This is a genomic window from Zoogloea oleivorans (genome assembly GCF_008107625.1).
Classification (GTDB): Bacteria; Pseudomonadota; Gammaproteobacteria; order Burkholderiales; family Rhodocyclaceae; genus Zoogloea; species Zoogloea oleivorans.
Genome location: NZ_SDKK01000003.1, coordinates 193,825 through 207,082, shown reverse-complemented (window position 1 = coordinate 207,082; position 13,258 = coordinate 193,825). Strand labels below are relative to the sequence as shown.

Annotated in this window: 17 protein-coding genes; 8 read left to right on the top strand and 9 right to left on the bottom strand. The window is 57.1% G+C overall.

All coding sequences use genetic code 11. The features are described from left to right. Window positions 1-136: 136 nt before the first annotated feature. From lldP to ETQ85_RS04085, 7 genes are all read left to right on the top strand, one after another. Window positions 137-1,786 (top strand): L-lactate permease, encoded by a 1,650-nt coding sequence (gene lldP, locus ETQ85_RS04115; RefSeq protein WP_148577785.1) that lies wholly within the window; start codon window positions 137-139, stop codon window positions 1,784-1,786. 211 nt (window positions 1,787-1,997) lie between these two features. Further along, window positions 1,998-3,266, top strand: a complete 1,269-nt coding sequence (locus ETQ85_RS04110; RefSeq protein ID WP_148577784.1) for a Fic family protein — start codon at window positions 1,998-2,000, stop codon at window positions 3,264-3,266. A 306-nt stretch (window positions 3,267-3,572) separates the two neighbouring features. Next, a complete protein-coding gene (locus ETQ85_RS04105; RefSeq protein WP_148577783.1) occupies window positions 3,573-3,767 on the top strand; it encodes a hypothetical protein in 195 nt (64 codons plus the stop codon). A gap of 10 nt (window positions 3,768-3,777) precedes the next feature. Further along, entirely contained in the window at window positions 3,778-3,975 is a 198-nt protein-coding gene (locus tag ETQ85_RS04100; protein WP_148577782.1) for a hypothetical protein, read from the top strand. Between the two features lie 97 nt (window positions 3,976-4,072). Beyond that, a complete protein-coding gene (locus ETQ85_RS04095; protein WP_148577781.1) occupies window positions 4,073-4,390 on the top strand; it encodes a hypothetical protein in 318 nt (105 codons plus the stop codon). Between the two features lie 132 nt (window positions 4,391-4,522). After that, on the top strand, window positions 4,523-4,798 hold the full coding sequence (locus tag ETQ85_RS04090; protein ID WP_148577780.1) for a hypothetical protein: 276 nt from the start codon (window positions 4,523-4,525) through the stop codon (window positions 4,796-4,798). A 140-nt stretch (window positions 4,799-4,938) separates the two neighbouring features. Then, window positions 4,939-5,532, top strand: coding sequence for a hypothetical protein (locus ETQ85_RS04085; protein WP_148577779.1), 594 nt, complete (start codon window positions 4,939-4,941; stop codon window positions 5,530-5,532). Between the two features lie 272 nt (window positions 5,533-5,804). Here the strand turns inward: ETQ85_RS04085 and ETQ85_RS04080 are convergent, their stop codons facing one another. Then, a complete protein-coding gene (locus ETQ85_RS04080) occupies window positions 5,805-6,260 on the bottom strand; it encodes a hypothetical protein (RefSeq protein ID WP_148577778.1) in 456 nt (151 codons plus the stop codon). 185 nt (window positions 6,261-6,445) lie between these two features. Between ETQ85_RS04080 and ETQ85_RS04075 the strand changes: the two genes are divergently transcribed. After that, on the top strand, window positions 6,446-7,501 hold the full coding sequence (locus ETQ85_RS04075) for an IS110 family RNA-guided transposase (protein ID WP_148577777.1): 1,056 nt from the start codon (window positions 6,446-6,448) through the stop codon (window positions 7,499-7,501). A 339-nt stretch (window positions 7,502-7,840) separates the two neighbouring features. Here ETQ85_RS04075 and ETQ85_RS04070 read toward each other — a convergent pair whose 3' ends face one another. The 8 genes from ETQ85_RS04070 to ETQ85_RS04035 form a co-directional block, all read right to left on the bottom strand. After that, on the bottom strand, window positions 7,841-8,140 hold the full coding sequence (locus ETQ85_RS04070; RefSeq protein WP_148577776.1) for a DUF3144 domain-containing protein: 300 nt from the start codon (window positions 8,138-8,140) through the stop codon (window positions 7,841-7,843). A 90-nt stretch (window positions 8,141-8,230) separates the two neighbouring features. Continuing rightward, window positions 8,231-8,596 (bottom strand): hypothetical protein, encoded by a 366-nt coding sequence (locus tag ETQ85_RS04065; protein WP_148577775.1) that lies wholly within the window; start codon window positions 8,594-8,596, stop codon window positions 8,231-8,233. 157 nt (window positions 8,597-8,753) lie between these two features. After that, entirely contained in the window at window positions 8,754-9,356 is a 603-nt protein-coding gene (locus ETQ85_RS04060) for a pyridoxamine 5'-phosphate oxidase family protein (protein ID WP_148577774.1), read from the bottom strand. Window positions 9,357-9,416: 60 nt separating this feature from the next. Next, on the bottom strand, window positions 9,417-9,710 hold the full coding sequence (locus ETQ85_RS27415) for a YciI-like protein (protein WP_222862051.1): 294 nt from the start codon (window positions 9,708-9,710) through the stop codon (window positions 9,417-9,419). 28 nt (window positions 9,711-9,738) lie between these two features. After that, on the bottom strand, window positions 9,739-10,242 hold the full coding sequence (locus ETQ85_RS04050; RefSeq protein WP_148577772.1) for a DUF3291 domain-containing protein: 504 nt from the start codon (window positions 10,240-10,242) through the stop codon (window positions 9,739-9,741). A gap of 63 nt (window positions 10,243-10,305) precedes the next feature. Continuing rightward, window positions 10,306-10,737, bottom strand: a complete 432-nt coding sequence (locus ETQ85_RS04045; RefSeq protein WP_148577771.1) for a hypothetical protein — start codon at window positions 10,735-10,737, stop codon at window positions 10,306-10,308. Window positions 10,738-11,454: 717 nt separating this feature from the next. Continuing rightward, entirely contained in the window at window positions 11,455-11,892 is a 438-nt protein-coding gene (locus ETQ85_RS04040) for a DUF2846 domain-containing protein (RefSeq protein WP_148577770.1), read from the bottom strand. 139 nt (window positions 11,893-12,031) lie between these two features. Beyond that, window positions 12,032-13,114, bottom strand: a complete 1,083-nt coding sequence (locus ETQ85_RS04035; protein ID WP_148577769.1) for a type I restriction endonuclease — start codon at window positions 13,112-13,114, stop codon at window positions 12,032-12,034. Window positions 13,115-13,258: the final 144 nt, after the last annotated feature.

The window sequence follows — 13,258 nt, the reverse complement described above, 5'->3', positions numbered from 1 at the left end:
AACACCCCGTGGGTCGGACTTCAGTCCGACTCAGTCCGCTAATCCATGCGAGCTGTCGGACTGAAGTCCGACCCACGGGGCACTTTTTTACGCCGCGCACAACGATTCACCGTATTCACCAAAGGAGGATTTACCCATGCAACCCTGGATGCAGATATACGACCCACTGGGCAACCTGTGGCTGTCGTCACTGATCGCCGCCCTGCCGATTTTCTTCTTCTTCATCGCGCTCGCCGTATTGCGCATGAAGGGGCACGTAGCCGGCACCATCACCGTCGCCATCGCCCTGGCCGTGGCCATCTTCTTCTACAAGATGCCGGTGCCCATGGCCCTGGCCTCGGCCGGTTACGGCTTCATGTACGGTCTGTGGCCGATTGCCTGGATCATCATCGCCGCCGTGTTCCTCTACAAGATCACGGTCAAGACCGGCCAGTTCGACATCATTCGCGCCTCCGTCATCTCGATCACCGATGACCAGCGCCTGCAGATGTTGCTCGTCGGCTTCTCGTTTGGCGCCTTCCTGGAAGGTGCAGCGGGCTTCGGCGCACCGGTGGCCATCACCGCCGCCCTGCTCGTCGGCCTGGGCTTCAACCCCCTGTACGCCGCTGGCCTGTGCCTGATCGCCAACACCGCCCCGGTCGCCTTCGGCGCCATGGGCATCCCCATCATCGTCGGCGGCCAGGTTACCGGCATCGACCCCTTCAAGATCGGCCAGATGGCCGGTCGTCAGCTCCCGCTGCTGTCGGTGATCGTGCCCTTCTGGCTCGTCGCCATGATGGACGGCTGGCGTGGCATCAAGGAAACCTGGCCCGCCATCCTCGTCGCCGGCCTGAGCTTCGCCATCACCCAGTTCCTCACCGCCAACTACATCGGCCCCGAACTGCCGGACATCACCTCGGCCCTCGTCAGCCTCGTCTGCCTGACCATCTTCCTGAAGAACTGGAAGCCGAAGCGCATCTTCCGCTTTGAAACCCAGCACGAAACCAAGGCCATCGACACCAGCAAGGTGTACAACTTTGGCCAGATCGCCAAGGCCTGGTCGCCCTTCCTGATCCTGACCGTCATGGTCACCATCTGGAGTCTCAAGCCCTTCAAGGCCCTGTTCGCCAAGGACGGCCCGCTGTACGCACTGGTCTTCCAGTTCCCGATGCCCATGCTCGACAAGCTGGTCATCAAGATGGAACCCATCGTTGCCAAAGCCACGCCCTACGCCGCGGTGTACAAGTTCGACGTCGTCTCCGCCACCGGCACCGCCATCTTCCTGGCCGCCATCATCAGCATGTTCGTGCTGGGCATGAAGTCGGGCGAAGCCGCCAAGACCCTGAAGGAAACCGTGATCGAGCTGAAGCGCCCGATCTACTCCATCGGCATGGTACTGGCCTTCGCCTTCGTCGCCAACTACTCCGGCCTGTCCGCCACCCTGGCCCTGCTGCTGGCCGGCACCGGCGTGCTGTTCCCGTTCTTCTCGCCCTTCCTGGGCTGGCTGGGCGTGTTCCTCACCGGCTCCGACACCTCGTCGAACGCCCTGTTCTGCTCGCTGCAAGCCACCACGGCCCACCAGATCGGCGTACCGGACACCCTGCTCGTGGCCGCCAACACCACCGGCGGCGTCACCGGCAAGATGATCTCCCCGCAATCCATCGCCGTCGCCTGCGCCGCAGTCGGCCTGGTTGGCAAGGAATCGGACCTGTTCCGCTTCACCCTCAAGCACAGCCTGATGTTCGCCGGCATGGTCGGCATCATCACCACGCTGCAGGCCTATGTCTTCCCGTGGATGATCCCGTAAGCGGCTGAGTTTGCGGCATGACCGGGGATGATGCGTCCCCTGGGAGTTTGAACGGCGACCGATAAAACGGTCGCCGTTTTTTTGTGGCGTGACGCACGTGCAATTGCGGTGCTAGGATTCGTCAAAAGGTCGCCAATAAACAAAACAGCAAGCAACAAGCAACTGTTTAGTAAGCAATTTTCTATTCATACAAACAAAGAAGAGTCGCCAAATGCTAGTCGTAGGCCTGATCGAGCCCGTCGTTCCCAGTGACATTGATTTAGTGCCCCTGCTTGAGCAAGTCGCCGACGTGCGCACTGAATGCGCCCGCCTCATGCCCCGGATCGGCAAGGAAGCTCGCCAGTCACTGGCCAGAATCCTGCGTGCGATGAACTCGTACTACACCAACAAGATTGAAGGGCAGCACACCTACCCGTCCGACCTGGAAGAGGCACTCTCCAATCACTTCTCGCAGGACCACGAAATCAAGCGGCGTCAACAATTGGCCCTGGCGCACATGGAAGTCGAAGAGGAACTGGAAAAAAACACCAGGAGCCAGACGTGGGCCGAAATGTTCCAGCCCGAGTGGATTGCCGGCATCCACCGTGCGCTCTATTCCAGACTCGGTGACGACTGCCGGGTCATCGTCGACCAGGATGGCAACAAACGCGGGCTCATGGAACCCGGAGAAATCCGGGCAGGCTGGGTAAAGGTCGGCTCCCATGCAGCCCCCGACCCCGCCGATCTCCCCCAACTCCTAGCGCACTTCCACTTCCGATACGGCGTCCCGAAATACAGCGACTCCATGAAGCTGGTGGTGGCAGGCGCAGCCCTGCACCGCCTGTCATGGATTCATCCCTTCCCTGACGGCAACGGCCGAGTCAGCCGCCTGCAGAACCACCTGCTTCTGCACCATATGGGCTTGACCGAAGGGCTTTGGTCCCCCATGCGCGGTCTCGCCCGTCGCCAGCAAGACTATTACGGCGCCCTGCACCAGGCCGACCTGCCAAGACGTAACGACACCGACGGTCGCGGAAACCTAAGCTCCAAAGGTCTGGCCGAATTCATCGGCTTCTGGCTGGAAACCTGCCTCGACCAGGTCCAGTTCATGGACAAGCTACTGTCTCTCGACACCATGCAGGCCCGATACGTCAGCCTTGCCCTGCAGTTCCTGCACGATTACGGGCGCGGCCCCTTACTGCATCACCGCAGCAAGCTGCGCCCCGAACTGCTCGGCCGCGCACTGCATAGATTGTTCGTCGAAGGCCGGCTCGATCGCGGAGAATTCAAGGCAATGATCGATAGTTCAGATCGAACAGCCTCTCGCGTCATCAGCAGCCTGCTTGAACAAAGGCTCGTCGTCTCGCCGTCGAGGGCGGGACACCTCGAACCGGGGTTTCCGTTCTTCAGTTTCCGCTTCCTGTTTCCCGGGCTGTGGCCTGAAGCAGAGGGAATTGTGAGCGTGCCGGGCAATGTTGTCTCAAAGGAGAAACACCCATGAAGATTCTCTTTCAGGGCGGCTGGAAAGCAGACCGCAATGTGCTCAAGGACGCAGGTTACAAGGTGGACGCGTCGAAGCTGCTGTAAATGGCAAGCCTTACGGTCTCAATCTGCACGATCACGTCAAAGGTGAGCTGGCCCCACACTCACAAAAATACCGACATCATTCCCGGACGCCCTACCCCCTTCCGTGGGTCGGACTTCAGTCCGACACAGCCCCCGCGCAACCCACGCAAGACTGCAATGAAGTTCTGTCACCCTGACCTGCAGTCACACACGGCAGCCCACCCTCAAGGAGTCGCAAAGAATGAAGTACAAAGTGCTGGTGGCCGCTGCGCTCACCCTGCTTGACTCCGCCTCCCTCTGGGCAATGGAAACCAGCAACGAGTCACGCCTTGCCAGGCTGGCAACAGCCGGGCTGCAAGTCGCCAGCCACCGGGAACCCAACGTGGATCACTGGCGCGAGGGCGTCTCGCCCGATGCACAGTCTCACCACACATGAAGGAGATGTCATGGCAACAGAAACCCGCTACCGCTTTTTTGTCAGGGAAAAACCCGCGCAGCAAGGGCAAGCCGTAACAAGACGACTCTTCGTCACCGCCTATCACTTCACCGAAGAACAAGCCCTGGCGCGCTATGAAGTGGTCGAACGGCTTGAGCACTCCGCCAGAGTGGTCGATGCGTTGGGGTATCTGAGAAAGGCCGCGTAAGCCCCCAAAGACCAGCGATTCACCGCGGGAATTCCACCCCCGATTCCACTGTCAACCACACTACCGACAGCAAGAATGCGGGAGGGGGGGTGGAGTCATGACTTCCAGAGAATCGACGCCAAGCGGCATTCCCCACCGCTTCTTGCTGCTCGCCATGCTGCGCTCCCTCGCCGCCGGCAACCTGCTGGTCATCTCCGGCCCCGGCGCTTTCGAATGCTTTCTCGACGGCCTCCCCCACGTCGCCACACTCTTCAACTACATCCTGGCCCACGAATGGATTGCTGAAGCCAATTCACTGAATGGCATCCAGTACTACCGAATATCCCCGCGCGGCTACGACTTCTGGCAAAGCGGCGAGAAATGGTGGGCGTCGTTGAGTTGGCGTGAGCAGTTTTTTGTGCGCTTGGCCGGGTGAGGGGCGCTCACAGGGAAAGACCGCGACTAACAGCCAGCGCGAAGCGCCCTTACATGCTGAAACAGCAGCGCCGTCATCCAAACCCCGGGCTTGTCGTTAGTTGCGCATAGACACAAAAACCCGGAGAGCAACATGACGACCAGCCCCAGCAAGGAATCCACCCAGTTCATCAACTCGCTCAAACGCGCAGGCGTGGCGATCAACAACGAACGCGAAGTCATCGAACGCCTCGAAGAAGCCCGTGAATGGCACTACGCCTTCACCACCCTCGCCCGCGAAGGCAAACGGATCGGCATCTGGTTCACCGCCACCGCCAGAACCAACTCCGACAAATTGCAGCGCCTGTTTGCCAGATACCATTTCTCAGGCAACGCCAAGGCCGCCTTCGACGCGCATCTGGTGCGGTGATGAGGATGGCGTGAAGCGGATAAGCCGGGGGCAGCCGCTCAATCAAACGGGACAAATCACGCAGCAGCTCGGACTTTGGCGTACGGTGGGTCGGACTTCAGTCCGACACAGCACAGCACCTCACGCTAATCAAATACCGCTTGCTGGTCGCCCTTGCCGCCAATCCGAGGCTCAGGGGCCTCGCCGCCGGCAACCTGCTGGTCATCGCCGGCCCCGGCGCTGCGGCTGGCAGGGTGAGGGACGCGCTGACAGGGAAAGAACTAACAACCAAGCTCGCGAAAGCGTTTTCGCAAGCGAAACAAGCGGCTCTGAACATCGCCCAAAGACGCCGTGCTGGCCTGCCGCTCCTCCCGTTCAACAAGTGGCAGCTGCGCATCCAGACGCCGGCACTCCTGCTGCGCCTCGGCACTCAAGTGAATGCGACGCTCATGCACCGCAAACTGCCGCGCATCCATCCCGCTAATAGGCCGAATCGCCTCGGCAAGCTGCTCCCGAAACTGCTCGTGCTGCACATCCCGCCCCACCCGCTCCCGGCCCGACAACTTGCTGACACCCCGCGTCGGCTCCACATCAATCTTCTTCGCCCCCACACAAGGCGAATCCGAATAGACCACCTTACCGCCCTCCTCGCACCGAAAGACCGTGCGGGACGGCGGCGGGAGGGATTGGGCGCAGACGTAATCGACGGCGGGGATCAGCAGGATGAATGCGGTGAGGCAGCGAAGTTGTCGTGACATAAAAGTCGGGGGTGAAAGTGGAGGCGCAGAGAGATGTATGAATGGCTCAAAACAACGGGACCGTAATGGATGCAGAAAGGGTAGCGCTGGGTCTTTGCATGGCCGTGGTTTCGTCTATTGGTCTTGCACCGCAAGTGGATCGCGTGGAGTGGCTGTTTGCGACCCAATGCGGCCGTTGAACGGTGAGGAAAGCAGTCGCTCAACGTTGTAGGTCAGCGGCAGTCGGACAGCGCAGCTGGCCGACTGCCGCTGGACCGGATTGTTGGGCGTCATTGGTCAATGACCACCATGATGAACTCACTCTTTGGAGCGAAAGACAGATTCACAACAAGTGCAGATTTTGAATAAGTGGTGTAACGGCCTAATGATCCATGGGCGACGAGAAGATCGTCACCTACACGGCGCACGAAATAATGGCCTGTTCCCCGATGCCCATAAACGGCCCTGACTAAGTAGGGAGTCTTGTTCGCCGCGATCTTGATGCACTCACCTACGAGACTCTTCACCGTAGTTGGATCAAGCGCGATAAGCGTTTTTTCGGCTAATTGAGAGAGAGCATTGGTAAGTTTTGATGCTGGGACTTCGCAGCTATCCTCGGTCGGGATTGGAGTCCCCGACTCTTCGTTCATTCCGGCTGGAGCTGACAGCCAAGATTTCCCTTCCTCAGAGGCAGACGCATTAAAGGCCATTAGTAGCAACGCGAAAATAGCAGCAGGTACCTTCATCGTGACGCCCAACTGTGCTAGGTAAGGGGCGGCCCGCTTGCGGGACGTCCCAGCGACCGAAGAGAGCGCCTTGACCGACTACAAAAGGACTTCCCCCACCCACCCGGTGGGCTTGCCACCTGGCATCCAAGTGCCAAGATTGAATTTCTCAGGCTCAATCTGAAACGGCGAGGAGGGAAGTCAAAATGGATACTACGACGGTTGGTGTGGATCTGGCAAAGAACGTCTTCGTGGCCTGCGTGGCAGACTGCGCCGGGCGGATCGTGGCGCGGCAGGAGTTCAACCGGGAGGGCTTTATGACCTGGCTTGGCACGTTGCCGGCTGGCACAGTGATCGGCATGGAAGCCTGTGGCAGCGCCCACCACTGGGGCCGCACGGCACAGCGTCTGGGCCTGGCGCCGCGCCTGATGGCCGCCGAGTTTGTCCGACCCTATCGCAAGCGCCAGTCGGTCAAGAATGACCGGGCTGACGCCGAGGCAATCCTCGTGGCCTTGCTTTCGCCCGGCATGCGCTTCATCCCGGTCAAGACCGAAGCCCAGCAGCAGCGCCTGGCCTGGCACAGCCTGCGGGTCGGTTGGGTGGAAGAACGCACCGCGCTCCTTAACCGTGTCCGCGGGCTGCTCGCCGAATTCGGGATGATTGTCGATCCCGGTCCAAAGCATTTGCGTGCGCTGCTGGCCGAGCGGGAATTCGACACCGCCTTGTCGCCAGCCCTGCGCGGATTGATCCAGAGCGTACGCGACCAACTCGATGCGCTGGACGCCCGGATCGGCGAATGCGACCGGCAGATCACCGCCCAGCAGGCGAACGATCCGCTGGCGAAACGGGCGCGGGATCTGCCCGGCGTCGGGCTCATCACCGCCGATGCGGTGACCGCCAGCGTGGGCGACGCATCAATGTTCCGCAATGGCCGCCAGTTCGCCGCGTGGCTCGGCCTCACGCCCAGCCAGTCGGGCAGCGGGGGCAAGACGAAGCTTGGACGCATCACCCGGCGAGGCGACGACTATCTGCGGACCTTGCTCGTGCAAGGCGCGCGCAGCGTGCTGGCCGCGACGCTCCGAAAACAGCGGCGTGAATCCCCCGAGAAGCTGACTCGTCTGCAGCAGTGGATCGTCGTGCTCAACGGACGGATCGGCTATCACAAGACCTTGGTCGCCATCGCCAACAAGCACGCCCGGCAACTGTGGGCGGTGCTGGCGAAAGGCGAGTCCTACAACCCACAGGCCTGGCAACGGGGCTGAGCACAACCGAGCAATGGCAACTGCACGTCAGCGATAGAGAACAGGTCAGACCGACCAGCAGACTCAGTTGGCAAATGAGTGGCTAACCTGATGGCGGATCAACAAGGGACGTGGCTGATCCCCTCTTCCCTGATCCCGCCGACGAACGATTGAGGCCTGCTGGTGCGGTTAGTCGCATGGCCCCGGGCGAGACCCGATCAAGGCCGATTAGAGAGAGGCAGTCTGTCTGTCCGATCCGTCGCGTGTGTGCAGAGGTCAGGAAGGGAGCGCAGGAAAGAAAAACCGGCCTGCCGGCCGGTCATTGAAAAACGGTACTTGACGGGGAAGTCCTTAGAGATGTTAGACATTGGTATCGCCTACCTGCATGTAACTCTCAAAGTTTGAAATGTAATCATCGAGATTGCTTTCGAGCATTGACCGGTATTGCTCGACGAAATACTCGATTGTTTCTTGGCGAGTGGAAGCCATTTGCTCCTTTTCAGAAAAGCCTGTGGCGCTCACCCACGCATTGAATCTTGCAGTGGCATACATCATCGAGGCGCTAACTTTTCCTCGGCCAATACTTTGAGCCTGCTCATTCGATAAGTGAATGTGCGCATCTGCTCTCTCGTAAAACTGTTCGTCGATTTCTTGGGCCATAAATTCGGATGTGTCTAACGTAGAAGTGACCGGCGCTGCGCGGCTCTATCGCGCAGCGTCCGCGTTGACTGTCGGGTTATGTAGCATTTGCTAATTGACATATTCGTAATAGATGTACCATTTGTCGGCTATCTTTTTGTACCCCCTCTCGTACGGGTGCAAATCTTCTGGATGCTCGTCGAGTGAAGGGTATAGCGGGGTTAACTCTTCTGCCGAATAAACATATCCTTTTTGCTTGCTAGAGAAGTTAAGCCAAAATGGGTACACCACTACTCCACCCGAAAAAGGATCGATATCAACGCCGTTTGCTTCTACTTCAGCCATTAGCTTCAAACAAGCACTATTCTCCTTGGTGACCTCCGACCGAAACAATATTTTGTCCTTGTCGAAATGACAGTCAGTGCCCGAAACAAGCGCAGAGAAGTATTCTTTCTTTTTCTCGTAGTGGCTTTGCATCTTGGCATCCGTGTTCGACCTCGAGCACCCTACGAGGGCTAGGATGAAAAGAATGGCGACGTAGCGCATGAGTCCTTTGTTGCAACATAACGTGTTAATTCACCGGCCTGCGCGGCTTTTTGCGCAGGTCCGGTGGAATGATTGGTTGGGCATGGTTTCATGGAACCACTCTTGAATAAAGCCAGTTTTCTCCGCCGCCATCTCGGGAAAATACGACATGCTCGGCAAAATTCCCGCTGCCTACTGAATAGAAGGCAATCCTGCTGACGTGCGAAAAGCGATACCCAATAAAGCTTGGGGGCATTTCGTTTTCGGAACCTGGGGAAAGTTCTTTAAGTAAGTGCTCGAGGGATACGTCTGAGTCAGCAGGTTGCCCGGAGCGGTGGCCAAAAACAAGATAACTACGCCTGAATTTTTGATCGAGGGCTAGCCAGTCAGATACGAGCTGTCCGTGAGGAATCACCTCAAGAACGCCCTCGATAGACACCGAACGAAGGCTTCTCTGAAAAGCAAAGGTGATCGATGCATTTTGATTGATTCCAATATCGGTGACCTTCCGACTAGTGGGCGAAGTATGGAACCTGGGAATGCTCTCTTCATCGAAATGCACGCCCAACATACGTGTTCTTGGGATGCCATCATGCCCAACAGTACCAAGCACGGCCCCATGACTAAAGGGAATGCCGGCGAGTCGTTCTTCGCTAATCCACTGTGCTAATTGAATGAATGGGTTCATGGAATCAGGAGGTTTGATGCCCAACGTTGCAAATCACCGGACGTAGGCAAGCGCAGCTTGCCGGAGGTCCGGTGGATTGTGATGTTAGACATTGGGCTTCACGGGGGAAAACGCGTCTTCGCCTATGACTGTCGTCCATGGACGCACTTGGTAACGCGTGACGACACCGCGCTTTACATAAGGATCGGCATCCGCAAACCGCGACGGAATATCAGGTGAATCGCATTCAAACAGCAAGACGCCACGATCCGTTGGGTCGGCCAATGGACCACCGAGAATAAGCTCTCCTCTGGCATGCGCTTGCCAAGCATGTTGGAGATGTTCGTTTCGATACGGGGTTCTGCGTTCGAGATAGTCTGGTGCAAAGTCGTAAAACATTAGATAGTGCATTGCATCTCTCAAGTGGTTATTGGTTACTAGACTGGTGGCAGACAATGTCTGACATGCAGGGGAAGGGGCGCGCGGTTGGATGCGGAAAAGGCTTTGCGAATGTAAATGCCTTAGGCGAAGGCCCGTGCGCCCTGATGTGCTCAAGCTGGAGCTTGGCTTCGAAAACGGTCGGGATATGACCAGCGGGGACCCACCAGAGCGCTTGGTGTGCCTCGGGCAGCTTGTGAAACCAGGCGTCTCGATCCCGAATGAGTTCGACATGGGCGGACTTGTAGGCGTAGATCTTCAGCGACTCCAAGTCTTCCCAGACACTCATGTTTACGAGGAGCAATGGGTTTTCAAACACCCTGATACTGCTTGCATCGGAGCCATCGCCGATGAGGCGCCAAACGAAACCTTTTGAATTCTCTGCGAGGCGATTGATTTTATCTAGGCGTGAGACAAAGCCGCTCATGATCTCGGAAGTCATCTCGGCACGCGCCAAGGCGACATTAACTTGGGCAAGGTGGTATGCGTTCATGGAGTAAGAAGAGTGGGAGTGTCTGCTGTTGCAGGTAGGGAGGGAGCGGCCTTGACCGATTTGTTAGCGCTCTTTCTTGGCTTCGGCAATGGCTTCACGTGTAGCCTCCAGCAGATTTTCGAACGGCTCAGGAGGCTCTCCTTCGTATGAAATGACCGCACCGAAGTCTTTTGCCAGCGCGCAACTAACGATTAGCACGGATGCGCAGTCCTTCATGCTGCCACGCCAAATCATGTTTACGGCCAAGTCACTATCCCCGATTGACTCTAGGAATTCGTCGTTGTCGCCAATGAGATCCTTGGCTGGTTCTGTGAACAATTCGAACCCAACATCAGAGATTCCTGCCAATACACATGGCGAAAAGCCAGAGTCTTCTAGAAGGTTGAGAGTGGGATCGAGTTTCAAGTCGAAGCCGAGCGCGTCGATAGATGCTTGAAGCGCCGCTCTGCTCGGAGCCTGTGACTTCTTTAGAAAGGCGAACTGCGTGTTGGACATGGGCTCTCCTTGAGCGCTAACGTGGAGGTGAGGGGCGACGGGCCGGCCCCACCGGCACGGCGTCCCAGCGGCGGAGCCGCGCCTCGAACGGAGTGTTAGCGACGGGGCTATTAAGACAATTGGTTTCCACTACTTCTCCCGCCGAGATTGGACAAACGCCCGGAAACTGGCGGCAATGAACAGGAGTGTGAATGGAACGGAGATAGCTGCTACCAAAATGGATACCCATAGATAGCTCGGAGAAACAAAGCGGCCACTGAGACCGGCAAGGAAGAGAAGCATTGGTCCCGGAATGAAGAACCGCTTCATTTGGTACTCGGAAACGGCTGACGGTGTCATTGCGAGCTACCTTGAAGGCGCTAACTTTGTTTTAGGGCGACAGTTCTGCCGCATAACATCGGAATGCCGGATAACAGGCTCTGCAAGTTACTGTTTAGAAGTAGGAGCCTCGCGCAAGGAAAAATAACAGGAAAGAAAAAGGAGCAGCCGTGGGCATAGGGGCGATCCGATTCATGTGGTACGAAGGAGTAGAGCATATGCCCCCGGATGTCCGCTTTCTGTATCGGGTGGCGACTTGCGGCTTCTGGCCGGACTCTGCCTTTCAGCCCAACTTTTCCCGCCCCAAACGCGACTTCCAGTCTTTTTAAAAGCAGATTTTCAAGCCCAGGGATGAAATGCACGCACAGCTTGCAAGTCATCCCTTGAACCGTATTTTGGTTACTGACCAGAAATCAATTGGGTTTCAAGAACGCCCTTTTTACCCTCTTCCTCGCTCACGAGATGTAGCTTAGTGCGAGCGTAAAGAATGCCCATCTTTACCTCCTGCCAGACGTAGTACAACTTGCCACCGACTGTTTCGATCTGGATGCTGTCAGTGTTTTCTGACTTGGAGGTGATGGTGTGTTTGCCAGGGGCAACTTCCGTGTAGAAATAGGTCTTTGCAGCGGTTTGGCCCAAAGGCTTCCCATTGACATCGACATCCATTCGAACAGCTGCCCCCATGGATTCATTGCGATAAATATAAAGGCCGGAAACCTCCGGCTTTACCGAAAAGGACTTGAGTTCGGCATCTTTCTTTGCATCGCCCATCGGGACAGATGCGCAACCTACCAAACTGGCGGCAAGAACGGCTGTAGCAAACAGTTTTCGAATCATGGTATCTCCCTGTGTTAAGTGGAGCCGTAATTTTAACCGAAATGGGTAATTCTGTTAATTCCAGTCACACAGATAGCTTTAGAGTCCGCGATGGGTAACGGCTGTGGGCTGTACTTACGGCAGCTTTCGGGACCCTCAGTTACACGTAAGAAGCCGCCGTCGCCTTCAACTGCTCCATGAATCCGTAAATATCATCCACCGACTCAATCGGGTGCCGGGTTTCATTCTTCTGCTGATCAAATACGCCGAGGTATTTCTGGTTGCGATTGAAGTGGAGCCGGCAGATTGGTCTGCGGTTGTTGTCGTCCAGCAGGACGCCGCAATAGCTTTGCGTGTCGCGCATGGTGATTCGCTTTACGTCGACGACCGAGCGCACGATGGCCTTGAGGATATGAAAGCCTTCCAGCTCGTCCTCTGTGGTCACGACCTTGTCTTCGCTCGCTTCTACCTGCGGCTCTGTGGGTTCCGTCACGCCCGGCGCTGCGGTGCTGACTGTCGGGACGGCAACGCCGCTCATGGCCGATTTGAGCCGTTCATTGACTTGGTCGCCGAGAAACTGGCTGGTGGCTTTGCGGGTCAGTTCGGCAAACTGCTCGCGGACTTTCTGGGTGATCGGGCCTTCATAGACGCGGCAGGCGATGAACTTGACGAACTCATCCTCTGGCGTACTGAACTGGGTGGCGAGCACCTTCTTGATCTGGCTGACGTACTTGAGTTCACCGGCGGCGCTGATGATCGATTCAACGTCGAATGCCGACTTGGTGAGATTGACCAGTTCAGGCACGACGTGCGCGTCGATGTCGAGCAGGTCGAGTTCAAGAAAGGGCTTTTCGTCCATCTTGTTGGGCGCATCGAGGTCCGTGAAAAACTTGTAGACCTGCCCGTTGGTGAGGATCGCGATGCGTGCGTTCGTCACATGAAAGTAGCGGAACAATTGACCAGCGTGGTTGAGGTGGAGGGGCTCGCCGACTTTCTTGCACTCCACAAGAATCTGGATCTCATTATTCTTGAGAATGGCGTAGTCGATCTTTTCGCCCTTCTTGGTGCCTACATCGCAAACGTATTCCGGAATCACTTCGGTGGGGTCAAACACGTCATAGCCCAGCACCGAATGAATGAACGGCATCACGAAAGCGTTCTTTGTTGCCTCCTCGGTCTGGATCGCCGCTTTCTGCTGGCGAATCTTGGCGGCGAGGCTGTTCAGCTTGTCGATGAATTCCATGGCGTATGCGTCCTGTCGATTGATTCTTATGCCGTATGGTCTCACGCGCAATAGATGCGAAACAGCCCGCTGGCATGTGCGAAAAGTCACAAATCTCCTTGCCAAAGGAACTTTAAGACTGGGTCACACCATGCAAAAGGCCCA